Annotated in this window: 23 protein-coding genes; 8 read left to right on the top strand and 15 right to left on the bottom strand. The window is 62.8% G+C overall.

All coding sequences use genetic code 11. The features are described 5' to 3' along the window. Positions 1–217 precede the first annotated feature (217 nt). From CPA56_RS01055 to CPA56_RS01035, 5 genes are all read left to right on the top strand, one after another. The gene (locus CPA56_RS01055) at positions 218–721 is read left to right on the top strand and encodes an ankyrin repeat domain-containing protein (RefSeq protein ID WP_182040200.1); all 504 of its coding nucleotides are present in this window, start codon (positions 218–220) and stop codon (positions 719–721) included. Then, on the top strand, positions 718–1,782 hold the full coding sequence (gene hisC / locus CPA56_RS01050) for a histidinol-phosphate transaminase (protein WP_182040199.1): 1,065 nt from the start codon (positions 718–720) through the stop codon (positions 1,780–1,782). The genes CPA56_RS01055 and hisC overlap by 4 nt, the downstream gene beginning before the upstream one ends. Positions 1,783–1,826: 44 nt before the next feature. Continuing rightward, positions 1,827–3,065, top strand: coding sequence for an aminopeptidase (locus tag CPA56_RS01045; RefSeq protein WP_182040198.1), 1,239 nt, complete (start codon positions 1,827–1,829; stop codon positions 3,063–3,065). After that, the gene (locus tag CPA56_RS01040) at positions 3,065–3,526 is read left to right on the top strand and encodes a hypothetical protein (protein ID WP_182040197.1); all 462 of its coding nucleotides are present in this window, start codon (positions 3,065–3,067) and stop codon (positions 3,524–3,526) included. The genes CPA56_RS01045 and CPA56_RS01040 overlap by 1 nt, the downstream gene beginning before the upstream one ends. Before the next feature lie 499 nt (positions 3,527–4,025). Then, a complete protein-coding gene (locus CPA56_RS01035) occupies positions 4,026–4,778 on the top strand; it encodes a response regulator transcription factor (RefSeq protein ID WP_182040196.1) in 753 nt (250 codons plus the stop codon). 135 nt (positions 4,779–4,913) lie between these two features. On the opposite strand, the gene glmM is transcribed toward CPA56_RS01035, so the two are convergent. The 15 genes from glmM to secA all read right to left on the bottom strand — a co-directional run bounded on the left by glmM (position 4,914) and on the right by secA (position 21,309). After that, positions 4,914–6,284 (bottom strand): phosphoglucosamine mutase, encoded by a 1,371-nt coding sequence (glmM, locus tag CPA56_RS01030; protein WP_182040195.1) that lies wholly within the window; start codon positions 6,282–6,284, stop codon positions 4,914–4,916. Positions 6,285–6,429: 145 nt separating this feature from the next. After that, a complete protein-coding gene (ftsH, locus tag CPA56_RS01025) occupies positions 6,430–8,319 on the bottom strand; it encodes an ATP-dependent zinc metalloprotease FtsH (RefSeq protein ID WP_182040194.1) in 1,890 nt (629 codons plus the stop codon). Positions 8,320–8,466: 147 nt separating this feature from the next. Next, positions 8,467–9,696, bottom strand: a complete 1,230-nt coding sequence (tilS, locus tag CPA56_RS01020; protein WP_182040193.1) for a tRNA lysidine(34) synthetase TilS — start codon at positions 9,694–9,696, stop codon at positions 8,467–8,469. A gap of 11 nt (positions 9,697–9,707) precedes the next feature. Then, a complete protein-coding gene (locus tag CPA56_RS01015) occupies positions 9,708–10,649 on the bottom strand; it encodes a tetratricopeptide repeat protein (protein ID WP_182040192.1) in 942 nt (313 codons plus the stop codon). 130 nt (positions 10,650–10,779) lie between these two features. Continuing rightward, positions 10,780–11,262 carry a peptidoglycan-associated lipoprotein Pal gene (gene pal / locus CPA56_RS01010; protein WP_182040191.1) on the bottom strand — a complete coding sequence of 161 codons (483 nt, stop codon included), beginning with the start codon at positions 11,260–11,262 and terminating at the stop codon, positions 10,780–10,782. A gap of 157 nt (positions 11,263–11,419) precedes the next feature. Continuing rightward, positions 11,420–12,787, bottom strand: a complete 1,368-nt coding sequence (gene tolB / locus CPA56_RS01005) for a Tol-Pal system beta propeller repeat protein TolB (RefSeq protein WP_182040190.1) — start codon at positions 12,785–12,787, stop codon at positions 11,420–11,422. A 25-nt stretch (positions 12,788–12,812) separates the two neighbouring features. Beyond that, positions 12,813–13,838 carry an energy transducer TonB gene (locus CPA56_RS01000; protein ID WP_182040189.1) on the bottom strand — a complete coding sequence of 342 codons (1,026 nt, stop codon included), beginning with the start codon at positions 13,836–13,838 and terminating at the stop codon, positions 12,813–12,815. 10 nt (positions 13,839–13,848) lie between these two features. Then, on the bottom strand, positions 13,849–14,283 hold the full coding sequence (gene tolR / locus CPA56_RS00995) for a protein TolR (protein WP_182040188.1): 435 nt from the start codon (positions 14,281–14,283) through the stop codon (positions 13,849–13,851). Between the two features lie 5 nt (positions 14,284–14,288). Continuing rightward, positions 14,289–15,020, bottom strand: a complete 732-nt coding sequence (gene tolQ / locus CPA56_RS00990; RefSeq protein ID WP_182040187.1) for a protein TolQ — start codon at positions 15,018–15,020, stop codon at positions 14,289–14,291. Positions 15,021–15,144: 124 nt separating this feature from the next. After that, positions 15,145–15,579, bottom strand: a complete 435-nt coding sequence (locus CPA56_RS00985; protein ID WP_182040186.1) for a YbgC/FadM family acyl-CoA thioesterase — start codon at positions 15,577–15,579, stop codon at positions 15,145–15,147. A gap of 11 nt (positions 15,580–15,590) precedes the next feature. After that, the gene (gene ruvB, locus CPA56_RS00980; protein WP_182040185.1) at positions 15,591–16,640 is read right to left on the bottom strand and encodes a Holliday junction branch migration DNA helicase RuvB; all 1,050 of its coding nucleotides are present in this window, start codon (positions 16,638–16,640) and stop codon (positions 15,591–15,593) included. A 29-nt stretch (positions 16,641–16,669) separates the two neighbouring features. Further along, positions 16,670–17,311 (bottom strand): Holliday junction branch migration protein RuvA, encoded by a 642-nt coding sequence (gene ruvA, locus CPA56_RS00975; RefSeq protein ID WP_182040184.1) that lies wholly within the window; start codon positions 17,309–17,311, stop codon positions 16,670–16,672. Beyond that, positions 17,308–17,814, bottom strand: coding sequence for a crossover junction endodeoxyribonuclease RuvC (ruvC, locus tag CPA56_RS00970; RefSeq protein WP_182040183.1), 507 nt, complete (start codon positions 17,812–17,814; stop codon positions 17,308–17,310). The genes ruvA and ruvC overlap by 4 nt, the downstream gene beginning before the upstream one ends. Then, a complete protein-coding gene (locus tag CPA56_RS00965) occupies positions 17,811–18,560 on the bottom strand; it encodes a YebC/PmpR family DNA-binding transcriptional regulator (protein WP_182040182.1) in 750 nt (249 codons plus the stop codon). The genes ruvC and CPA56_RS00965 overlap by 4 nt, the downstream gene beginning before the upstream one ends. Before the next feature lie 94 nt (positions 18,561–18,654). Then, a complete protein-coding gene (gene secA / locus CPA56_RS00960) occupies positions 18,655–21,309 on the bottom strand; it encodes a preprotein translocase subunit SecA (protein WP_182040181.1) in 2,655 nt (884 codons plus the stop codon). Between the two features lie 342 nt (positions 21,310–21,651). Between secA and CPA56_RS00955 the strand changes: the two genes are divergently transcribed. From CPA56_RS00955 to CPA56_RS00945, 3 genes are all read left to right on the top strand, one after another. Further along, complete coding sequence (locus tag CPA56_RS00955; protein ID WP_182040180.1) at positions 21,652–22,614, top strand: peptidylprolyl isomerase; 963 nt, start codon at positions 21,652–21,654, stop codon at positions 22,612–22,614. A 3-nt stretch (positions 22,615–22,617) separates the two neighbouring features. Beyond that, positions 22,618–23,853: a bifunctional glutamate N-acetyltransferase/amino-acid acetyltransferase ArgJ gene (gene argJ, locus CPA56_RS00950; protein ID WP_182040179.1), complete on the top strand. Its 1,236-nt coding sequence runs from the start codon at positions 22,618–22,620 to the stop codon at positions 23,851–23,853. Positions 23,854–24,085: 232 nt separating this feature from the next. Beyond that, positions 24,086–25,351: an NAD(P)/FAD-dependent oxidoreductase gene (locus CPA56_RS00945; protein WP_182040178.1), complete on the top strand. Its 1,266-nt coding sequence runs from the start codon at positions 24,086–24,088 to the stop codon at positions 25,349–25,351. Position 25,352: the final 1 nt, after the last annotated feature.

The following is a 25,352-nucleotide window of genomic DNA, read 5'->3' as shown; positions in this document are numbered from 1 at the left end:
AGACAAAAAGGGCAAAATTCCTGCGCCCCTTCCACAGACAGGCCACACCTGTCAGAGTCCGGAGCCAGTTCCGGCCAGCAGGGCCTCTTCCATCCACCCTCCCCGCACCACATATCCAGCAGACCACAGGAAACCGCCCCTTGACCTGACCGTCATCAGGCAGGACATTCGGTGGCCTCTTCTGACACCATTCCTTTACCGTAAAGGCAGCCCATCCATGACGCAGCCCGAAATGTCCTTCACCCCGGAGCAGATCACCGTTCTCTTCATCGATGCGGCCCGCAATGGTGAGAATGATCTGGTCAAGCAGTTTCTTGAGGCCGGGATGCCGGCGGACTGTGCCGACAGCCGGGGCTACACCCCGCTGATCGTCGCCACCTACAACGACCAGCTCGACACGGCCTGCCTGCTGCTGGACAGCGGGGCTGACCCGAACGGAACGGACGCCAAGGGGGCCACCGCCCTCTCCGGTGTCGCCTTCAAGGGTTATGAAGCCATCGCCCGCATGCTGCTGGACCGTGGGGCGGAGATCGACCGGGCCAACCATGCCGGGCGCACGCCGCTCATGTTCGCCATCATGTTCGGCCGACAGGGCATGGCCCGCCTGCTGCTGGACCGTGGGGCCGACCCCGACCTACGGGATGCCGAGGGTCTTTCGGCCCGGGACCTCGCCCACCGGCAGGGCCTCGGCAGCCTCCTTGCGGAGACCCCCGCCCCATGAGCCGCTTCTGGAACCGGCAGGTCCACGACCTCCAGCCCTACATCCCTGGCGAGCAGCCCCGCATGACCAATCTGGTCAAGCTGAACACCAATGAGTCCCCCTACGGCCCGTCTCCCCGTGCGCTGGGAGCGATGAGGGCCAGCGTGAATGATGACCTGCGCCTCTATCCGGACCCGACGGCCCTGGCCCTGCGCACGGCCATTGCCGAACGGGAAGGAGTTCCGGTCGAATGCGTCTTCACCGGGAACGGCTCCGACGAGGTCCTGGCCCATGCCTTCCGGGCCCTCTTCCGTGACGATGCACCGGTCCTGTTCAGCGACGTGACCTATGGCTTCTATCCGATCTACTGCCAGATGTTCGGGCTGGATTACCGTACCATTCCCCTGCGGGATGATTTCACCATCGCACCGGACGATTATGACGGCCCGGCGGGCGGTGTCATAATCGCCAACCCCAATGCCAATACCGGCATCAGCCTGCCCCTGTCAGCCATCGAGGGGCTTCTGGAACGCTTCACCACCCAGACCGTCATCATTGATGAAGCCTATGTCGATTTCGGTGGGACCAGTGCCGTGGCCCTGACACAGCGTCATCCGAACCTCCTCATCGTCCGCACCTTCTCCAAGTCCTCCGGTCTGGCGGGACTGCGCGTGGGCTATGCCATCGGCTCGGCGGAGCTGGTGGAAGGGCTGACACGGGTGAAGGACAGCTTCAACTCCTATCCGCTGTCCCGTCCAGCGCAGGCCGGGGCGGAAGCCTCCATACGGGACACGGCGTGGCTGGAACGGACCACCACCCGCATCATCGCCACACGGGAGCGCACCGTGACAGCCCTGCGGGAACGTGGCATGACGGTCCTGCCCTCCACGGCCAATTTCATTCTGGCCCATCACCCGTCCTGCCCGGCTGACACGCTTTTCACCGGCCTGCGGGAACGGGCCATCATCGTCCGCCATCAGGGCGGCAGCCCCCGCATCAGCGACTGGCTCCGCATCACCATCGGCACGGATGAAGAGATGGACGCCCTGCTGGCCGCACTGGATGACCTCCTGCCCCACTGAAACGTCAGCCCCCTCATCATTTTACAAATTAACAGGACAGACCCATGCCCACATCCTCTTTCACACATGACCGGCTTCTGGACCGTCTGGCCGAAGTCTCCGTCCGCACGGGGCTGAACATCACGCCCGGCCAGCAGCTCATCATCACGGCGGGGCTGGAGGCCGTGCCCCTCATCCGGCACATCACGGCCCATGCGTACAGGGCCGGAGCCTCGCTGGTCACCACCCTGTATCAGGACGATGAAACCACGCTGGCCCGCTTCCGGCACGGTCATGAAGACAGCTTCGACACGGCAGCGGACTGGCTGGCCAGCGGCATGGCGGACGCCTTTGGCAGAGGAGCCGCCCGCATGGCCATCACGGGGGGCAACCCGACCCTGCTGAAGGACCAGAATCCGGATCACATCTCCCGTGTCAGCCGGGCAAACTCCACGGCCTATCGCCCGGCCATGGAGCGGATCACAAACTTTGACATCAACTGGAACATCATCGCCTGCGCCACGCCAGCCTGGGCCCGGCAGGTCTTCCCCGACCTGCCGGAAGACGAGGCCATGACAGCTCTGTGGAACGGAATCTTCCACGCCTCCCGTGTGGACGTGGCCGACCCGGTGGCGGCCTGGGCGGACCATAACAGGACCCTCCACGCCCGGGCCGCCATGCTGAATGACCGCCGCTTCGACGCCCTGCACTTCACCGGGCCGGGCACGGACCTGACGGTCGGGCTGGCGGATGGACACCTCTGGGCCGGTGGCTCCGAAGAAGCCAGAAACGGCGTCGTCTGCAATCCGAACATTCCGACGGAAGAAGTCTTCACCACGCCGCACCGTGCCCGTGTGGAGGGAACCGTCTCCAGCACCAAGCCGCTCTTCCATCAGGGGTCACTCATCGACGGCATCCAGGTCCGCTTCGAGAAGGGCCGCATCGTGGAAGCCCACGCCAGCAAGGGCGAGGATGTGCTCCAGCGTATTCTGGGCAGTGACGAAGGGGCCCGCCGCATCGGCGAGGTCGCCCTCGTGCCCCACTCGTCCCCCATCTCCCAGAGTGGCATCCTGTACCAGAACACCCTGTTCGACGAGAATGCCGCCTGCCACATCGCCCTCGGCCAGGCCTACACGAAGTGCATGACCAACCCCGAAGGGCTGAGCGAAGAAGAGCTGGCCGCCCGTGGCGCCAACCATTCCATCATTCACATCGACTGGATGATCGGGTCCGACAGGATCGACATTGACGGCCTGAAGGATGGCCAGCGCACGCCACTCATGCGCTCCGGTGAATGGATCTGATGGCCATAACTCTTGATCCCTCCCGCCTGCCGAGGCTGGACATTCTCACCATGGCCCGGGATGGACTCATCCTCCGGGCCGAACGGGAAACGCCAGAAACGGGCATCCCCAGCTTCCTGACCCGTGCGGGATGGAATGAACTGATCGCCCATCACCGCCGCCCCGCCCATGACGGAAATGGCCCGGCAGAAACGGAGGAGCAGACGGCCAGCCGCCTGCTCCCTGCGCTGGAACGCATCAGCAGCCGTCTTCTTGGCGAGGCCGCCCGTGAGGCGGAAACCCAGCGGAAGCAGGATGCTTCCGTCTTCACGGTCGAGACCGACCTTTTCCCCAGCTCATCAGAGACACGCATCGTTCTGGTGGCGGACAGGACCCATCCCGTCGCCTGTGCCCTGATTGGCACGCCAGAACAGATCACGCAGCTTCTGGCTTCCAGCGGAACGGAAAGCGGACAGGCCTGACTCCACCCGGCGGAAACCGGAGCAGGGACGATTCGTGACCCGGAATCGCCCCTGCGGCTGCCTCATTCTTTCTAAACAGGATAAAAACACTCCCATTAACTTCTCAGAAATAATGAGAAGTAATTGTCATAATATAGAACCCTTCTGACATGATTAAATATATCTAAAACAAAACAATTTAATTCTATACCAAGGTTGCTTTAACTTAATATTTTTCGCAAAAAAAATCACAGATATAGAGTTTACTTATATAAGTACAAAAAAAATTTTCTGTAGTAGAAAATTAACATTACAATAATTATCAAGTATAGGATCACCTATACCTCACCATATGAGCAAGTATGACACCAAAAAATCACCCACTTAACATAAAAAAGCCACACGTAAGCCACATAGGTAAACATGCTTTTAGTTGTGTGAATTACCATAAAAACAATCAATGGTTGCATTTTATAAAAATGCACTCTCATAATACAACCAGTTCAAGGGAGTTGAAATTATGCGTATTCTCATCGCTGATAGCGACAGCGTCGCTGTAGGCCATCTGATAAAGGTACTGGGGAAGTCCTCTTATACGGTTGACCATGTGAAAACCGCTGATGAAGCCCTCAACCTGTTCAAGCACTATGATTATGATCTTTTCATAACCGAACTGGGGCTTACCGATCTGCCGGGTGAGGAACTCATCCGCCAGCTCCGCCGCTCCCGGGTTTCCACGCCCATCATGGTGCTGTCCTCCCGAACAGATTCCCAGACAAAAGTTGCCGCTTTTTCTGCCGGGGCCGATGACTATGTCACCAAGCCGTTCGACATCAGCGAGGCACAGGCCCGCATCCAGGCCCTGACACGCCGCGCCTATGGCATCTCGGAACCTCGTCTGCGTGTCGGCCCGCTGGAGCTGGACCTCGAGAGCCGGATGGTCAGCGTCAACGGCCACTTCCTGCACCTGACAAGCAAGGAATACGCCATCCTGGAGCTGCTCCTGCTGCGCAAGGGTGCGGTGCTGACCAAGGACATGTTCCTGAACCATCTGTATGGTGGCATTGACGAGCCGGAGATGAAGATCATCGACGTGTTCATCTGCAAGCTGCGTCGCAAGCTCCAGCGTTTTGGTGCGGAGCACATGATCACGACCGTCTGGGGCCGTGGCTACATTCTTCAGGATCCTGCCGCCACGTCGGCTGCGTCCCACCACTCCACGACACAGAGCTTTCCTGACGGTCCCTCAGCTCCCCTACGTCAGGCAGGCTAACAGACGGCAGCCGGAACGGGGCGTACCATCCCCGGGTATCGCCCCGCCCCGGACAGACAAGGCCCCAGAGGCTCTCCCTCCCTTGACAGGCGGAGCCTTCGGGGCCTTTTCCATACTCCCTGAAAGACGGAAAAACTATCCGGCGGCCAGTTCCCGGATATGGCTGCTGACCCGCCCGACAACCTCAGCAACTAGGGCCTCGTCCTGCGCCTCGACCATCACACGGATCAGCGGTTCCGTCCCGCTTGCCCGCAGGACCAGCCTCCCCCGCCCGGCCAGCCGTTCTTCCGCCCAGCGGACACTCTCAGCCAGAGCAGGATTCTTCATGGGATTCGTGCCGCCATAGGGCACGTTCTTCAGGGTCTGGGGGTAGGGATCAAAAAGATGGCACAGCTCGCTGGCGGGTTTCCCCGTTTCCACGAGCACGGCCAGAACCTGCAGGGCAGCCAGAAGCCCGTCTCCCGTCGTGGCATGATCCGACAGCACCATGTGCCCGGACTGCTCGCCACCAAGATTGCCCCCGGTCTGACGCATCCGCTCCACGACATACCGGTCTCCGACCGCCGTGCGATACAGGCTCAGCCCCTGTGTCTCGAGATATTTCTCCAGCCCGATGTTGGACATGACGGTCGCCACGACCTCGGTCCCTTTGAGCCAGCCCATCCGCTTCCACAGGGTGGCGATGAGGGCCAGTATCTGGTCGCCATCCACCAGCTCTCCCCGCTCGTTGGCCACCAGAACACGGTCCGCATCACCATCCAGGGCAATGCCGCAATCCGCTCCGTGGGTCCGTACCGCCTCACAGAGAGCCTGAGGATGGGTGGAACCAACGCCATCATTGATGTTCAGCCCGTCTGGTGAGGCCCCGATGGTGATGACCTCCGCCCCCAGCTCCCACAGGGCCGCCGGAGCCACACGGTAGGCCGAGCCATGTGCACAGTCGAGCACGATCTTCAGGCCATCCAGACGCAGGCCCCGGGGAAAGGACGACTTGACACTTTCGACATAACGTCCGGCAGCATCATTCAGGCGGGAGGCACGACCTATGGCAGAAGGCGATGCCAGCTGGCCAGTCAGGTCTTCCATCATCAGGGCCTCGATCTCTTCCTCCACGGCATCGGACAGCTTGAACCCGTCCGGACCGAACAGCTTGATGCCATTGTCCGTGAACGGATTGTGCGATGCGGAGATCATGACGCCCAGATCAGCCCGCAGGGACCGGGTCAGGAACGCCACGGCGGGCGTCGGCAGAGGCCCCAGCAGGACGACATCAACCCCGGCGGAAAGAAAGCCGGACACCAGCGCACATTCAATCATGTAGCCGGAGAGGCGGGTATCCTTGCCCAGCACGACCGTATGACGGTGCTTGCGCCCGGCCTCATCCTGCCGGCAGAAATACAGCCCGGCTGCCTGTCCCAGCTTCTGGGCAATTTCAACCGTCATGGGGGCCGTGTTGGCCGTGCCACGGATACCGTCCGTACCGAAAAACATCCGCTTATGTGCCATGCGTCCCTCTCTGCCTTCCTGAACCTGTCCGGATGCTCCTGAAATGCCAGCCATCCCCCCGTGACGCAAGCCATTCATACAAAGAACGGGCGCATGGTCCTCACCATGCGCCCGTTCCATTGTCCAGAAGACAGTCTCTGTCCTGTCAGACAGTTTCCGAGACTGCCGCCAGGCCGGTCCCCTCAGCCGCCACAGCTCCACCGGCAGGCGGAACGGATGGCCGACGCCCGCTGAAAGACTGATCCTCGTCATCCTTGCGGCCGAGAGGCTCGTCACGGATGAGACGTCCGATTTCCTCGCCAGTCAGCGTCTCATATTCCAGCAGGGCCTGGGCCACACGGTGCAGGGCATCCATGTGCGTCAGGATGATGTGACGGCAGGCCGCATAGGCCTCATCAAGGATCTTCCGGACCTCCTGATCCACCTCACGGGCCGTCATGCCGGAGATGTTCTCCGCATCGGCATAGTCCATCATGCCGAGCTTGTCGCTCATCCCCCATTTCGTGACCATGTGACGGGCAATGCTGGTGGCCCCCTGAATGTCACCGGAAGCCCCGGCACTGACCTCATCATGACCGAAGATGACTTCCTCACCGATGCGGCCACCCATGTAGGTCACGATCTTGGAGAAGCACCACTGCCGCCTGTAGGAAAGATTGTCCTTCTCCGGCAGGGGCTGCACCATCCCCAGAGCCTGACCACGTGGAACAATCGTCGCCTTGTGGATCGGGTCAGAGCTGGGGCTGAAATAGGTCGCCAGCGCATGGGCCGCCTCGTGATAGGCGGTCATCTTCTTCTCCGCCTCATCAATGACAGCCGAACGGCGTTCCGCCCCCATCATCACCTTGTCACGGGCTTCGTCAAACTGGGCCATGCCGACCGTCCGCAGCCCGAGGCGGGCAGCAAACAGGGCAGCCTCATTGACAAGATTGGCCAGTTCCGCCCCAGAGAAACCGACGGTCCCACGGGCGATCACCTTGGGATTCACGTCGGAAGACAGGGGCAGCTTCTTCATGTGGACCTGAAGGATCTTTTCCCGTCCCTTCACGTCAGGATTGGGCACGACGACCTGACGGTCGAAACGGCCCGGACGCAGCAGGGCACGGTCCAGCACATCGGGACGGTTGGTGGCGGCAATGAGGATGACACCCTCGTTGCTGTCAAAACCGTCCATCTCCACGAGCATCTGGTTCAGCGTCTGTTCGCGCTCGTCATTGCCACCGCCCATGCCTGCGCCACGCTGGCGGCCCACGGCATCGATCTCATCAATGAAGATGATGCAGGGAGCGTTCTTCTTGCCCTGCTCGAACATGTCACGGACACGGGAGGCCCCGACACCGACGAACATTTCCACGAAGTCGGAACCGGACACGCTGAAGAACGGCACATTGGCCTCACCGGCCACGGCACGGGCCAGCAGGGTCTTGCCGGTACCGGGCGGCCCGACCAGCAGCACGCCCTTGGGGATCTTTCCGCCAAGACGGGTATATTTCTGCGGGTCCTTGAGGAAGTCCACGATCTCGACGAGTTCTTCCTTGGATTCCTCCACACCGGCCACGTCGGCAAAGGTGACACGGCCCTTCTTCTCCACCATCATCTTGGCACGGGACTTGCCGAAGCTCATGGCTCCCCGACCCGCACCACCATTCTGCATCTGGCGGAACACCATGAAGCCCAGACCGAGCATCAGGATGATCGGCAGATAGGCGGCGATGTAGCGGAGGATGGGGTTGTCATCGCTCTGCGGCGGATGGGCGGTGACCTCCACACCGGCTTCCGTCAGCCGGGACACCATGGCCGGGTCGGACGGTGCATAAGTCTCGAACGACGTGCCGTTGGTCAGCACACCGGAAATGTTCTGCTCCCGGATGGCAACAGAACGCACCTCATGGCGTTCGACATCATGCACGAAGTCGGAATAGGCGATCTTCTGGACAGCCTGACGGCTTCCCCCCGGCTGGAATGCCGCCAGCACTCCAATGGCCGCCAGGACGATGACCACCCAGATCGCAACATTACGGCCAATGTTGTTCATCTCTCAAAAAACCTCACAAAACGGAGCGCACAGGCAAAGCCCGTGCCATATCGTACCTCCAAGATAGGGATTTCTGGCAGCGTTCCCACCCCCGAGGGGCCTCAATGAGAGAAAAACCCTCATTTTGACTCATTTGTTAAACAGATTTCATCCGTTCCAGTCCCGTTCACCCGTCAGCGGCGTGCCACCGTCCCAGACGAACGTCACACGGGGCAGATCGGGCCGCAGTCCCTCCAGTCCCTCCGGCACGGCCACCAGCTCACCACCAGCCCACAGGGCAGGCAGGGAGGGCAGGACGCAGGCAGGAACGACACGGCCTTTCCGCAGTCCACCAGCCCGCCGTCCGAGGGCCGCAATCACGGCACCCGGACGGTCAGGCCCCAGATACCGCCAGCGTCCATCCCAGCACTGCCCCTGCCGGGCGGACACCACCTCGTCCAGATTCCGGGCCTCACGATACAGCATCCAGCCCGACACGCCGCCCCGGAGCGGGGCAAGGCAGGCCCGCCCCAAAGCTCCCTGTCCGGCACGCCGCAGCATCTCGACGGACTGCCGATCGGGAGCGTATTCCTGCCCGCCGATCAGACGGATCAGACGCCCCAGAACATCATCCGTCATGGCTTCCGGAGCCAGCTGCACCCAGCCCTCGGGCTGCCACCTGACCCACCGGGCCACCAGAGCCGCCAACTCCCGCTCCTTCGCCCGCTGGCTGGCACAGGCCCGCTGCCTGATATCGTGCATCCGCTGCCGTTGCTCCGACGTCAGGTCCTGCCGGACCTCCACCCGGCGGAACCGGCGATTCTGGTTGGAAGGGTCCTCACACCACGCCACGCCAGCCTGCCGCAGCGTGGCCCGCAGACGCTCTGGCCGCACTTCCAGCAGGGGGCGCAGCAGGGCGACACGTCCCCTCACCGTCCGGCCCGCCATGCCGCACAACCCCCGGTCCCCGCTGCCCCGCTCCTGCCGCATCCAGAGGGTCTCCTCCTGATCGGCCTCATGATGGGCCACCAGCAGGACGGAGGCACCTTCCGCCACGCAGGCCTGTTCCAGAGCTTCAAAGCGGGCCTCCCGTGCCCGCTTCTGGAGGCCACCCGGTTTCATGGTCCCCAGTGTCAGCTGCCGTGCCGGAATCCCCAGCGCAGCCAGACGGCAGCAGGTGAGCGCAGCCTCCTCGGCCGATTCAGGCCGCAGGGCATGGTCCACCACAAGGGCCATGACATGCCGCCGCCAGCGGCCTGCCAGCACGGCCAGAGCCATGGAATCCCCACCACCCGACACGGCCATGCAGACCGGATGACCGGCCTCATCAGGCCCCAAAGGCTCAAGCCGTGCCATGAAGGCCGCAAACTCGTCATCCGTGACGGGTTCAGCCTTCATGGCCTCTTCATTCAATGACAGCCTGCCCGCTCACGGAAGATCTGCTCGGACGATTTCACACGGGCAGACGCATTGGGGAACTCCTTGTGAAGACGTTGCAGGGCCTCACAGGATGCCGTCTTGTTGCCCAGTGCCAGCATGGAGGCCGAGACCCCCAGCAGAGCCTCCGGAGCACGGGGAGAGTCCGGCGAATGGCTGTACACGTCATAATAGGTCAGTGCCGCATTCTTGTAGGACTTCTGCCCGGCAAGAGACTGGGCCAGAAGATACTGGGCCTCCGTCCGGCTCCAGCCGGTCTTACTCTGCTTGAGGGCCTGACGGGCCTGCGTCTCAGCTTCCTCGTAACGGTGCCCCTTCAGGGCGGCACGGCCTGCCTGGAGGGTATCGGACACGGTGGCAGCATGAGGTGCGGCAGCCTCGGATGCCGCCGGAGCGGCCACACTGGCTGCGGCAGCCGTTTCGGCCTCAGCTGCGGGCCGGGCAGCGGCATGATGACCACCGTTTTCCAGCGCAAACTGCATGTCACCAAGCTGTTTGGTCATGGTGGCCTCATCCTGATGGAGCTGGTTGCTCATCTGCTCCATCTGGCCGTGCATCTCCCGGACCTGCCCCTCCAGGGCATTGACACGTTCCAGAAGGTTGGCGACGAGGTCTCCACCGCTCTGCCCTCCAGAGGACCGGCCACCGCTCTGGCTGCTGGAAGCCGGAAGCGGAGCGGACAGATCATCCCCGCCCAGATCGGCAGAACTGCTGCCGATACCGTCGCCCCCACCCTCACCATGCTGACGGGCCAAGGCCTGATGCTGGCGCATGATGGCCTCACGGGAAAGGCCCTCATCCGCCCGGGCGGGGCTGAAGGTGGCCATGACCGTGCAGGACAGCAGGGCTGCCCCCACGGCCCCTTTCAGAATGGCTGGAACAGGCCCCAGAACAGGCCGAGCAGAATGACGCATGATCCTCATCTCCCAACGGACAGGCGATACTCGCACATAAAAAAATCGGGCCGGTTGCTGCAACCGGCCCGACCTCTCCCGGAGGAGCGTGGACCGCTCCCCCTACAGGTTTCCCGGAACCGGGCCTGCTTCAGCGGACAGACGTAATGGCGTTACGGTTCTGTGCCCATGCATCCGGTGTGTCACCATCAGCTGTCGGACGGTCCTTGCCGTAGGAGATCGTCATGATGCGGGCCGGTGCGACGCCCTTGGCCTCCAGATACTCGCGGGCGGCATTGGCACGACGCTGGCCCAGGGCGATGTTGTACTCTTCCGTACCACGGTCATCACAGTTGCCTGCCACAAGGATGTTGACCTGCGGATAGCGGGCCAGCCATTCGGCCTGCTTGTCCAGCGTGGCACGGCCTTCGCTGTTGAGCTGGTTCTTGTTCAGCTCGAAATAGACACGATCCCCAGCCGTGGCGACCAGATCGGCCTGGCTGCCCGGAACAGGCCCCTGGCTGATCTGCTGCATGTTCTGGCCATCGCCGTTATTGTCGTGATTCTTGTGATCACCACTACAGGCGGCCAGAGCACAGGCCATGCCCAGCACAGCGAACATCTTCAACTTCATGACAAACTCCTGCAAAAAGATGTGCCCCCTGAGATGGGGACATTTTCACCCACCTGCAAGATGACAGGTGAGGAAAGACATGTGGTGGCCTTTCAGGCCACCGGAGCCATGAAAGCACAGATGCTTCCATAGCCCAAAAAAAGATGTCCGCCCATGCTCAGCGACGCAGAGGTGACCATGCCGGATCAGACGCCCCGGTCGAGGTCGGAATGACATGCTCGTTGAAGCCCGCCACGTCAATCACCGCCACGTTGGACGAGAAGCCGCTTCCCCCGGCCCCGGCCGCATTCTGACGGCAGAAGGCCAGTGCCCGGCCGTTCGGCGCAAAGCTCGGACTCTCCACGGTGAAGCCCTGTGTCAGGGACCGTTCACCGACACCATCCGGCCCCATCACGCCAAGCGTGAACCCGCCTGAGCTGATCCGGACGAAGGCGATCTGGTCACCCCGGGGAGACCAGACCGGTGACCCGTAATGGCCCTTGCCATAGGAGATGCGGCGGGCACTGCCACCACCGGCACTCATCACGTACAGCTGCGGCGAGCCGCCACGGTCCGAGTTGAAGACGATGTTCTGGCCATCCGGGCTGAAGCACGGGCTGGTGTCGATCACGCCCGGAGCTGATGTCAAGCGGCGACGCTGCTGCGTGGCCAGGTCGATCAGGTACAGGTCCGCACCGCCATCCCTTGTCGTGGCGGACAGGATGATGCTCCGCCCATCCGGGGAGAAACGGGGAGCGAAGGAAATGCCCTCGAACGTCCCGAGAATGGTCTGCTGCCCGGAATTGAGGTCATAGACATACACCCGGGGGCGGTTGTTGGCGTAGGACAGGAACGCCAGCTTCTCGCTGATCGGGCTGAAACGGGGTTCCAGCGTCAGCCAGCTGCCGCTGGTCAGCATGTGCGCATTGGCTCCGTCCTGGTCCATGATGGCCAGACGGGTGGACTGATGACGGCGTGGGCCTGTCCGGGCGATGTAGGCGATACGGGTGTCGAAATACCCGTCCTCGCCCAACAGACGCTTGTAGATGGAATCAGCGATGATGTGGGCGATGCGCCGCCAGTTGCCCTGGGATGCCGTATAGGCCCGCCCCTCCAGCTGCTGGCCGGCCACCACATCCCACAGGCGCATCTCGACCCTCACGCTGTCGGAGCCGGAAGCACTGCCCGCCACGGCCACACGGGCACCACGGCTCTTCAGGGCCGAGAAGTCCGGCTGGGCCGAGGACGGAACCGTCCCGCCCATGACCTGGAACAGGCCCGTGCTGGAAAGGTCGGCAGAGATCACGCCTGAAATCTGGTTCCCCAGTCCCGGTCCGAAATCCGGCACCACGATGGGGATGGGGGCCTGATGGGCATTGGCCACCGTAATCTCCGCAGGCTCGCTCCCGGCGGCCCATGCACGGCCGCCGCCCAGCAGGGCCAGAGGCGTGACAAGGACACCACCTGCGGCGGCTCCCCCCAGCAGGGAACGACGTGAGAGGTGCTTCTGGAGAAATTCAGCTTCGGTATCAGAAAAGAACGACATGCAATAACCTCAGATAAATCCAGCCTCAGGGCTTGAACAGAAAACGGAACTGCCGCACCTGCCCCAGCAGACGCTTCGGCACGGGGAGGCGGGAACAGGTCGGACTCAGGACGGCATCACGCGCCCGCTCGGCCTGCACCCGGTAGGACGGGTCCGCTGCCATGCGGGCACGGGTCTCAGGCAGGAACGTGACCACACGGGCCTCGCCGGACGCATCCACCGTGACCATCATCCGGGCGGAAAAATTCTGGTAATTCCGGGCCAGCGTGTCTTCCTGATAACACCGCTGCACGGATGACCCGATGGCATTCTGCTCACCACTTGTCAGGGCACCCGTATCGCCATCCGGGCGGCCACCGCCACGGGGCGACCCACCCTGCGCCTGGTTCGGCAGAGCCTTCGGCGGCCGCTCCTGCTTCTCCTGGCTGCGATACTCGTCCAGGGTGGCCAGCAGGGAACGGCTGTCCTCCTGCGTCTTCTTGGCCTCGTGCTGCTGCTCGGTATGGGAAAGCTGTGGCTTGGCTGGCGGTTTCTCCACCTTCCGGTCGGGGGCCTTCACCTGCGCCTGCTTGTGCACGGGCTCCTGCTTCGGCTTCGCCTGCTCGCTCACCTCACCCTTTTCCTGCACGGGCGCACGCTGCTGGATGGGCGTCTTCACCGCCACATGCGAGGGCTGGGGGGCGGCCTGAACAGGACGGGGCGGTGGCGGTGCCGGAGGTGGTGGCTCGACAGGTTTGGGCTGTGGCGGCTTCGGGGCTGGCGGGGCCTTGGCCTCCACCGGAGCATGTGGAGTCGGCACCTCGGCCCTGTGCGAAGACTTCGCCGCCGGATGGGCACCACCCGTGGTTTCATACACCATAGTGACCGTCTGTTCGTCCGGCTTGGGTTCCGGCAGCGGTGGCTGTGGATGCCATAGCAGGAAGGCCAGCACGCCCCCATGCAGCAGCAGGGACATCACGATCCCGCTCGTGACCAGACCTAACTGCCCCCTCTCCCGCCGCTGGTAGGGCGGCGGCACCTCGTCGTAAGGCGATGATGCGGAGAAGCTCACGGAGGTCTCCTTACTGGCCGCCCTGTGGCTGCTGCGCCAGCAGGGCAACATGGGTGAAGCCACCAGCCGTGATCTGCCCCATCGTGCTCATCACCTTGCCGTAATCGATATGGGCATCCGCCCGCACGAAAATGCGGCGTCCGGAATCGTCGCTCGCCATCTGTTTCAGACGGGTCACAAGCTCATCCCCGCTGATGGGGTCATCCCCGAGATAAAGGCTGCCATCACTCTTGATGGACACCGTTATCGGCTTGTCATCGGAATTGACGGGCTTGGCACTCGTCTGGGGAAGATCGACATTCACACCGCTGGTCAGCATCGGTGCCGTCACCATGAAGATGATGAGCAGCACCAGCATCACATCCACCAGCGGCGTGACGTTGATGTTCGCCTCCGGACGGTGCCGCCTGCTTCTGCCCCGCCCGCTGCGTGATGAAACCTCCATGACGCTCAGCCTCTCCCGCTGCCACGCTCTTCGGACTGACGGGACAGGATGGCCGCAAACTCGGTCCCGAACCCTTCCATCCGCTCGGCAAAATGCTCCACGCTGCGGCTGATGAGGTTGTAGGCGACATAGGCCGGAATGGCCGTGACCAGACCGATGGCCGTGGCGAACAGGGCCTCCGAGATGCCGGGTGCCACGACGGAAAGATTCGTGTTGTGCATGGTGGCGATGGAGCTGAAGGCATGCATGATGCCCCAGACCGTCCCGAACAGCCCGACGAACGGTGCCACCGGCCCGATGGTGGCCAGAAGCACGATGTAACGGCTCAGCCGGTCCGTCTCACGGGCCACCGTGATGCCGATGGCCCGGTCGATGCGCTCGGACGTCCCACCGTGAATGACATCAATGCCCGCAATGCGGGACGACCGACGCCACTCCCCCATCGCAGCCCCGAAGACAGCGGCCATGGGATGGACAGGGCGGGCACCCTCGCTGTCATACAGGTCATCCAGAGACCCGCCGGACCAGAAGCGGTCCTCGAAGGCGGTAGCCTCACGGTTGACCCGACGCAGGAGAAGCACCTTCTCCAGAATGATGGCCCAGACGAAGATGCTGCACAGCACCAGCCCGATCATGACCAGCTGCACCACCAGCGAAGCGTTCAGGAACAGATGAAGGGGCGACAGCCCCGCTGCCCCGGCAGTACCCAGGGCACTCGAACTCACAGCCTGATCCACTCCGCTTTCTCCTGTTTCCTATGATCGGTTGGTCAAAAGACTACTGCCCATGTTGCAGCAGGATGCTTCTTTTTCAATGGCACAGGCAGCAAAAACAACAAACATCTTTATCTTTAACATTTTGTCAGAGAGACGGCCCCGTTTCCGCCCGCAGGCCATCCAGAGTTTCCATGCAGGGGCCGGGCACACGCAGCGGCACCATGCTGTCCGGCTTCAGGCAGGCAAGCTCCACATCTATGACGGCGGCCTTCTGTCCCTCACGGGACAGGTTGGTGATGACCTGACGCAGCTTCACCCGTGCCCCGGACGCATGATACAGGACCGTCTCCACGTCCATCAGCTCATCCAGCCGCAGGGGGGCGTGATAACGGATGCCAAGCTGGCGCACGACGAAGGAAACCCCGTCCGTCTCGGCCATGCTGCCAATGCTCATCCCGAGAGAACGAAGGGCCTCGGCTCTTGCCCTCTCCGCAAAGCCCAGATAGCGGGCGTGATAGACGATCCCCCCGGCGTCCGTATCCTCATAATAAGTGCGGAACTGGCAATGATGTGCTGCCATCTGTCTTCTCCTTACAGAAACCTTGGAGCCTGAGCATCAGATGGCGGCGCAAGGCCAAGATAACGCCATCCCGGCTCGCCCAGCATCCTCCCCCGAGAGGTCCGCAGGATCAACCCTTCCTGGATAAGATAAGGCTCCACGACATCTTCCAGCGTGTCACGGGCTTCGGCCAGGGCAGCCGCCAGGGTTTCCACCCCCACAGGCCCCCCACGATGATGTTCGGCAATGCGGCGCAGATAACGCCTGTCCATCGCATCAAGACCATGACTGTCCACCTCCAGCCGGGAGAGGGCCGCATCCGCCAGCGTGCGGTCCACCACGTCCTTTTTCGCCACGAGGGCAAAGTCCCGCACACGGCGCAGAAGCCTCCCGGCAATACGGGGCGTCCCACGGGAACGGCGGGCGATTTCTTCCGCTCCCTCGGCTGTCAGGGCCATGCCCAGCTTCTCGGCCCCACGGCTGACGATCTGCCGCAGTTCCTCAGGCGTGTAGAAAACCAGCCGCAGCGGAATGCCAAACCGGTCCCGCAGCGGCGTGGCCAGCAACCCGGAGCGGGTCGTGGCCGCCACGAGCGTGAAAGGGGCCAGATCGATCCGCACGGACCGGGCGGCCGGCCCTTCCCCGATGACGAGGTCAAGCTGGAAATCCTCCATGGCCGGATAAAGGATCTCCTCGATGGCCGGCTGGAGGCGGTGAATCTCGTCGATGAACAGCACGTCACGGGGCTGGAGGTTGGTCAGGATGGCCGCAAGGTCCCCGGCCCGCTGGATCACAGGCCCCGACGTGGCCCGGAACCCCACCCCCAGCTCACGGGACACGATCTGGGCAAGGGTCGTCTTTCCCAGTCCCGGCGGCCCATGCAGCAGGACATGGTCCAGCGCATCACCCCGGCTGCGGGCAGCCTCGATGAAAATGGACAGGTTTTCCCGGCTGGCTTTCTGACCCGTGAAATCGGCCAGCGTCTGCGGGCGAAGGCTGACATCGGCCATGTCCTCCGGCTGGCGTGTGGCGTCCGTCTCCGGCGCACGGCCGGGAGATGTCTCTGGCACAAACTGGTTCATCAGCCCCGCTCTTTCCCTCTGCGTCCTGCCTACCGGGCCAGTTCCCTGAGAGCAAGACGGATGATGACATCCAGCCCTGCCCCGGCATTCTCCCCGATGAGCCGTGCCACGATGGGCCAGCTTTCAGCACGGCGGAAGCCCAGACCTTCCAGGGCCATCAGCGCATCCTGCTCCAGTCCGTCCGTACCGGAACCACCACCCTTTGCAGCAGTCTCCCCGGCACCACCGGAAGCCATCACATGGCCGCTCATGCTGGCGGGAGCGGGCATCCTGGCCACCTTGCTCTTGAGTTCCGTCAGAAGGCGGGTTGCCAGCTTGGGACCGACACCGGCAGCCTGCGTGAAGGCCGTCCTGTCCTCAGCATGAACCGCCTGCCAGAGCAAGCTGGGACGGCTGACCGACAGGATGGCCAGAGCCACCCGGGCACCAACGCCCTGGACAGTCGTGAGAAGACGGAACCATGCCTGTTCGTCCGCCTCCGCAAAGCCGAAAAGCTGGATGGCGTCCTCCCGCACGATGGTCTCCACCAGCACACGGGCGACTTCCGGCGGGCGGGGCAGCAGCCCCAGCGTATGGCTGGAGGCCGACACGACATACCCCACCCCGTTCACGTCAATAAGGCAGTGATCCCCCTCGACATGGGAAACGAGACCTGTCAGCTGTCCGATCATGCCATGCGTACTCCTGCGGCCACATGCCGGGCACTGGCCCGATGATGGGCATGGCATATGGCGATGGCCAGCGCATCGGACGCATCCGCCCGCCTGACCTCCGCCCCCGGCAGCAGGCGGCGGACCATCATGGTGACCTGCTCCTTGGTGGCGGCTCCCGTCCCGACCACGGAGCGTTTCACGGCCATGGCCCCATATTCATGCACGCTCAGCCCGGCAAGGGCAGGCACCAGAAGGGCCACGCCACGGGCATAGCCGAGCTTGAGCGTGGAGGACCCGTTACGGTTCACATAGGTCTCCTCGACGGCGGCCTCTGCGGGAGCATACTGGCGGATGAGCCTCATCAGCCCCTCATGCAGGTCACACAGGCGGCGGGGAACGTCATCGCCGCTCTGTGTCGCCAACACGCCATCAGCCACATGCCGGAGACGGTTCCCCTCCACGTCCACGATACCCCAGCCCATGAAACGCAGGCCGGGGTCGATCCCCATGAGACGGATCAAGCTGCCAGAGCCTCTGCCACCTCGTCAGGGAGGTCAAAATTGGCATAGACGGACTGGACGTCATCATTCTCCTCAAGCACGTCAATCAGCTTGAGGACGGAGCGGGCCTGATCCTCGTCCAGCGTGACGGTCGTCTGCGGACGCCAGTCCAGCTTGGCGGAGCGGGGTTCACCGAAGCGGCCTTCCAGCGCATCACGCACGCTCATCAGGGCCTCCATGGCCGTGGTGATCTCGTGACCATCCTCCGTGGTTTCCACGTTGTCGGCACCGGCCTCGATGGCCGCCTCCAGCATGTCATCCTCGGAGGCTGCATCCAGAGGATAGGTGATGACACCGATATGATCGAACCCGAAGGACACGGAGTTCGTCTCTCCCATGGAGCCGCCATGCTTGGAGAAGGCCGCCCGGACCTCGGAGGCCGTACGGTTGCGGTTGTCGGTCAGCCCCTCGATGATGATGGCCACGCCTGCCGGGCCATAGCCCTCATAGCGGACGGCCACGTAGTCCTCGCCACCACCGGCACCGCTGGCCTTCTTGATGGCACGTTCGACCGTGTCCTTTGGCATGTTGACTTCACGGGCGGCCGTGATGGCGGCACGCAGGCGGGGGTTCATGGCCGGGTCTGGCATGCCGGACCGTGTGGCCACCGTGATCTCACGGATGACCTTGGCGAACTGCTTGGCACGCTTTGCATCCTGCGCCCCTTTGCGGTGCATGATGTTCTTGAACTGTGAATGTCCTGCCATGGACCTTACTTCTCCTGATGAAACGTTGACTGTCTTAATAGTCCCATGCACCGGCAGCGTGCGCCGGAAAGGCCACCCGGAGGCGGCCTCCCCTTCAGATCATCCTGCCGTGACAGTGCTTGAACTTCTGCCCGGACCCGCAGGGGCACGGGGCGTTGCGGGGTACCTCGTTGAGCCAGCGGGCCAGCGTGGCGGTATCCAGCCCGTCCCCATCAGCAGCCCCTTCCTCCTTCAGGCCCGTCGGGGCCTGCGGCATGGCGGGAGCCTCGCTGACCGGCTGGACATGGGCGATGGACTGCACGACACGCATCCGCAGGTCCTCCAGCATGTAGGTGAACATCTGGAAGGCTTCCTGCTTGTATTCGTTCAGCGGATCACGCTGCGCATAGGCCCGCAGGCCGATCCCCTGGCGCATCTGGTCCAGCCCGTGCAGATGCTCCTTCCAGGCCGCATCAAACGATGTCAGCAGGATGTGCTTCTCGATCAGCCTCATCATGTCCGGGCCCACGCTGGCGGAACGGGCCGCATGGGCCTTCGTGGCGGTATCCTCGATGCGGTCGATCAGATGCTCCTCATCCATGCCGTCTTCCCGTGACCAGTCGGCGACCGGCATGTCCAGGTTCAGGACACGGCGCAGCTCCGCCGCCAGACCGTCCACGTCCCAGGCTTCCACGAAGGAATTCTCCGGCACATGGGCATGGACCAGCTCCTCGATCACCTTGCCCCGCATCTCGGCGATGACGCCGGAAAGGTCGGTGGCGGCCATGTACTCACGACGCTGCGCATAGACCTCCTTGCGCTGCGCATTCATGACGTCGTCATATTTCAGCGTGTTCTTGCGCATGTCGAAGTTGCGGGCCTCGACCTTCTTCTGGGCTTTCTCCAGCGCACGGTTCAGCCACGGATGCACGATGGCCTCACCCCGCTTGAGGCCCATCTTCTGCATCATCGCCCCCATGCGGTCGGAGCCGAAAATGCGGATCAGGTCATCCTGAAGGGACAGGAAGAAGCGGGAATTGCCCGGATCACCCTGACGGCCCGACCGTCCCCGCAGCTGGTTGTCCACCCGGCGGCTTTCGTGCCGTTCGGTGCCGATGACGTACAGCCCGCCCAGCTCGTGCACACGCTCATGGTCGGCCGCCACCTGTGCCCGGACCTTCTCCTCCACGGCGGCCCGTTCGGCCTCGTCCTCGATGCCCGCCGTCTTCTCGGCCACCAGCAGCTCGACATTGCCCCCGAGCTTGATGTCCGTACCACGCCCGGCCATGTTCGTGGCGATGGTGATGGCTCCCGGTGCCCCTGCCTGGGCGATGATGCTCGCCTCACGCTCATGGTGGCGGGCATTCAGCACGTTATGCGGAATGCGCTTCTGCCGCAGCAGGTGGGACAGCACCTCGCTCTGCTCGATGGAGGCCGTGCCAACGAGGATGGGCTGGCCCGTCTCATGCACCTTGCGGACAAGCTCCGCCACGGCCTCGTATTTCTCCTCCGCCGTGAGATAGACCTCGTCATCCGCATCCTTGCGGCGGACCGGCAGGTTCGTCGGAATTTCCACCACATGCAGGTTGTAGATCTCGGCAAACTCGTCCGCCTCGGTCATGGCCGTACCGGTCATGCCCGCCAGCTTGGGATAGAGACGGAAATAGTTCTGGAAGGTGATGGAGGCCAGCGTCTGGTTTTCCTGCTGGATCTCCACGCCCTCCTTGGCCTCCAGTGCCTGATGCAGCCCGTCCGAATAGCGGCGGCCATCCATCAGGCGGCCCGTGAACTCGTCAATCAGCATGACCTTGCCGTCACGGACGATGTAATCGACATCCTTGGTGAAGAGCGTCTGCGCCCGCAGGGACTGCTGCACATGATGCACGACGGAGACGTTGTGCAGGTCATACAGCCCGCCCTCACGCAGCAGGCCAGCCTCCTGGAGAAGTTCCTCGACACGGTCGGAGCCTTTTTCCGTCAGCGTGACGGTGCGGAGCTTCTCGTCCTTCTCGAAAACGTCCGGCTCCTTCACCAGCTGGACGATCACGGCGTCCACATGGCGATAGAGGTCGGAACTGTCATCGGCAGGGCCGGAGATGATGAGCGGGGTCCGGGCCTCGTCGATGAGGATGCTGTCCACCTCGTCGACGATGGCGAAACTGAAGGCACGCTGGACCATCTCGTCCAGCGAATATTTCATGTTGTCCCGCAGATAGTCGAAACCGAACTCGTTGTTCGTGCCGTAGGTGATGTCCGCCCCATAGGCGACCCGACGCTGGTCGTCCGTCAGGTTCGGAATGATCACGCCGGTCGTCAGGCCAAGGAACCCATACAGGCGGGACATTTCCTCGGCATCACGCCTGGCCAGATAGTCGTTGACGGTGACGACATGAACGCCCTTGCCCGTCAGCGCATTCAGGTAAACGGCCAGCGTACCGACAAGCGTCTTGCCCTCACCCGTCCGCATCTCGGCGATCTGGCCGTCATGCAGCACCATGCCGCCAATGAGCTGCACGTCGAAATGGCGCATCCCCAGCACACGACGGGAGGCCTCACGGCACACGGCGAAGGCCTCGTTCAGGAGGTCATCCAGAGACGCACCGTCCGCCAGACGCTGGCGGAACTCCGCCGTCCTGCCCTTCAGTTCGTCATCCGTGAGAGCCTGCATCTGCGGCTCAAGAGCATTGATCTCCGGTACACGCCGCTGGTACTTCTTGAGGGAGCGGTCGTTGGAGTGGCCGAAGAGGGCGCGAGCAAGGCGTGAAAGCATGGGTTACCCTGAAAATTTTGCCATCAGCGGCCACGTGCTCTCCTCTTTCCCCTGAAAGGCCGGAAGACACCTGCTGCGGATGGTCACAACGCTTTTCATATATGCCCGACATAAGGGGCCTCGCAATCATGGTCAATGGAAAAGCCCCTCTCCACTTCCGCATCCCGTGTCCTTCTCCAGTTTTCAGGCCGTCGGACGCCCTCATGTCCCTTCCTGTCAAAGATGACATAAAATATAAGAAATTCTTCGCCCTTTCCCGCCATGATGCCCTTGCTAGGGCAGACAGGCTTTGTCATGGTGAAAGGGCTGAGTTTTAACATAGCGAAATGACGAGGTCTTTCCATGCGGCTTTCCCGCTCCCTTCTCCTGTGCACTGCCGCCCTCATCGGGGGTTTCTCTTCTTCCGCTGCCCTGACAGCCAAGGCCGTGGCCGCCGACGCCCAGCCCGCTGCCACGCAGTCCGCCGCACAGCAGCCGCAGCAGGCCAAGCCCGCCGCAGACCCGAACATGCTTCTGGCCACCGTGAACGACCAGAAGATCACCCTGGGTGACGTGCAGCGTGCCGCCACCACCCTGCCGCCGGAAGCCCGTCAGCTCCAGCCTGCCGTCATCATTCCCCTGCTGATCAACCAGCTCATCGACCAGAAGGCCATCCAGATCCAGGCCGACAAGGAAGGCCTTGCCAGCAAGCCCGTCGTCAAGGCCGCCATGGAGGCTGCCGCCAACAACGTGCTCCAGAACGCCTATCTGGAAGAGCAGGTCGCCCCGAAGCTGACGGATGCCGCCCTGAAGGACTATTATCAGGCCCATTATGCGTCCAAGAAGCCTGAGGAAGAGGTCCATGCCCGCCACATCCTCGTTGACAGCGAGGCCAAGGCACAGAGCATCATCCGCCAGCTGAACAAGGGTGCCGACTTCGCCAAGCTGGCCAGCCACCTCTCCACGGACAAGGCCTCCGGCGGGACGAACGGTGGTGACCTCGGCTGGTTCAAGCGTGGCGACATGATCCCCGACTTCTCCAACGTGGCCTTCTCCATGAAGTCCGGCAGCATCACGCAGAAGCCGGTCCACACGCAGTATGGCTGGCACGTGATCCAGGTTCTGGGCACCCGTACGGCCCCCGTACCGAGCTTTGAGCAGGTGCGTGACCAGATCCGCCGTGACCTGATCCGTCAGGAGGTCCGCAAGGTCGTGGAAGCTGCCGAGAAGCAGGCCCACATCGTGCATTATGACGCCAAGGGTCAGCCCATCACCAGTGCTCCGGCCGCTGCCGCTCCCGCCACCCCCGCACCGGCAGCACACTGAGCCATGGCCAAACCATATCCCCGTTCCCCGCTGGCACTCTCCCTGCCCAAGCTGACCTCGGTCGCCGGGGTACGGCTCAGTGGTGTGGAGGCCAACATTCGCTATCAGGGGCGGACCGACCTCATGCTGGTCGAGTTCGCTCCCGGTACGACGGCTGCGGGTGTCTATACCCGCAACCTCTGCCCCGGTGCTCCCATTCCCTGGTGCCGCCGTGCGCTTGCCAGCACGCCCAACGCCCGGGCACTGCTGGTGAACTCCGGCAATGCCAACGTCTTCACCGGCCGTGCCGGTGAGGAGGCCGTGGTGGCCTGCGCCGGAGAAGTGGCGCACCTGCTGGACTGCCCTGTCGAGGACGTCTTCCTGGCGTCCACCGGAGTGATCGGCGAGACGCTTCCCTACAGGAAGATCATCGACGCTCTCCCCGCCGCCATCAAGGCCCTCCATGAGGACGGGTGGGAAGAAGCCGCCCGGGCCATCATGACGACGGACACCTTCCCCAAGGCAGCCCGACGTGAGGTGACCATCGGCGGCACGACCGTCTGCATCCAGGGGATCGCCAAAGGGTCTGGCATGGTGGCACCGGACATGGCCACGATGCTGGCCTATGTCGCCACGGACGCCACCCTGCCCCAGCCTGTCCTCCAGGCCATGCTGGAAGAAGGCGTGGGACCGAGCTTCAACTCCATCACGGTTGATTCCGACACGTCCACGTCGGACATGCTGATGATCTTCGCCACCGGGCAGGCCCGGCATGAGGAGATCAGCAGCCATGAGGATGCCGCACTGGCGGATTTCCGTACGGCCCTGAAGGACCTGCTGCACGAGCTGGCCATGCTGGTCATACGGGATGGCGAGGGTGCCACCAAGCTGATCCGTGTTGACGTACAGGGGGCCCAGAGTGATGAATCCGCCCGCCGGATCGCCATGTCCATCGCCAACTCCCCGCTGGTGAAGACCGCCATCGCCGGTGAGGACGCCAACTGGGGACGTATCGTCATGGCTGTCGGCAAGAGCGGGGAACCGGCCGACAGGGACCGCCTCTCCATCGCCATCGGTGACCACTGGGTGGCCAGCCAGGGCAGCGTGAAGGAGCACGACGTCGAGGCCCTGAACGCCTACATGCGTCAGCAGGAAATCACGATCACGGCCGATCTCGGTCTCAAGTCCGGCTGCGCAAGTATCTGGACCTGCGACCTGACACATGGTTACATCGACATAAACGGCTCTTACCGGAGCTGATCCGTAACGTCTCCGTTACAGGATGAAACAGGCCCATCCCGTCATTTCCGGCAGGATGGGCCTTTTCTGTCGGGTTTCTGTCGCCCTACTGTCCATAAAGGACCTGCTGGCTCAGAAAACCATACCGATTACCATGACAGAGCTTGTATATACTGGGATAGGCCGCTAGAGCACGATTCTGCTGCGAGTCCTGCTTGCGTCTGTCATATTCTGAAAAAATGGGGAACGGTTCATGTCCGCAAAAAAACATGTCGTCATTCTGGGAGGTGGTGTTGGCGGACTGGAAGCCGCAACCCAGCTCAGCCACAACTCCCGGGTCAGGATCACCCTGATCGACCAGAACGCCGTCCACATCTGGAAGCCCGTCCTGCACGAGCTGGCCTCCGGCACGATCGGCCAGAAGGGCAACCTGTTCGCCTTCAACGAACTGGCCAAACGCTTTGGCTTCACCTTCATCCAGAGCACGATGGATACCGTCGACACGACGACCAAGACGCTGAATCTGGAAAACGGACAGGTCCTGAACTATGATCTGCTCATCGTCGCCCTGGGAGCCTGTGCGAACGATTTCGGCACACCGGGGGCAAAGGAGAACTGTCTCTTCCTCAATACCCTGGCCGATGCGAACACCATCCATGAACGCTTCCGCTCCCTCATCGAACGGGCACAGCTGACCAACAAGCCGGTCAACATGAGCATCGTCGGCGGTGGTGCCACCGGCGTGCAGCTGGCCGCCGAACTCTGCCAGGCCATCGACAACACGCCCGGCCTTGGCCCGGACGCCCGCAGCAAGCTGCTGAAACCCACCCTGATCGAGGCCCAGCCCCGCCTCCTTCCCCCCTTCCCGGAGCAGGTCTCCGCCGAGGCCAAGGCCGAGCTGGAGAAGCTGGGCTTCGACGTCATCACGGATGGCATGGTCAGCGAGGTCGGCTGCGGATACATCGCCCTCAAGGATGGCCGCCGCATCGATTCCGACTTCCCCATCTGGGCCGCCGGCGTGAAGGCCTGCGCCGCCACGTCCCTCCTCAAGGACCTGGAACTCAGCCGCAGCGGGCAGATCATGGTTGGCAGCACGCTCCAGACCACCAGGGACCCGTCCATCTACGCCATCGGTGATTGTGCCCGCATGGAGGTGGACCCCACGGCCCCCACGGCCCAGGCGGCACGGCAGGAAGGCCGTTATGTCGGCCGCATCGCCATCCCCCGCCAGCTGGCAGGCAAGCCGCCCGTACCCTTCGTCTATAATGACCGCGGGGCCGTCGTGGCTCTCGGGGACTACAACGCCTGGGGCATGTGGCCTTCCAAGAAGGGCTTTGGCGGTCACGGCCTGAGTGCCCAGCTGGCCCGCTTCATCCATGAAGGCCTGTTCCGTCAGCACCAGATGGGCCTCAGCGGCATTTTCCGTACCATCTGCGCCACCATCGGCGAGCGGTTCAGGCCGAACAATCCTGACCTGAACGGTAAACAGAAGAAGCAGGAAAAAGAAGAAGGAAAGTAAC

This window comes from Bombella mellum, from assembly GCF_014048465.1.
In the GTDB taxonomy this organism is placed as follows: Bacteria; Pseudomonadota; Alphaproteobacteria; order Acetobacterales; family Acetobacteraceae; genus Bombella; species Bombella mellum.
Note: the sequence above shows the minus strand (reverse complement) of the source record. Positions and strands in the feature narration are given on the sequence as shown.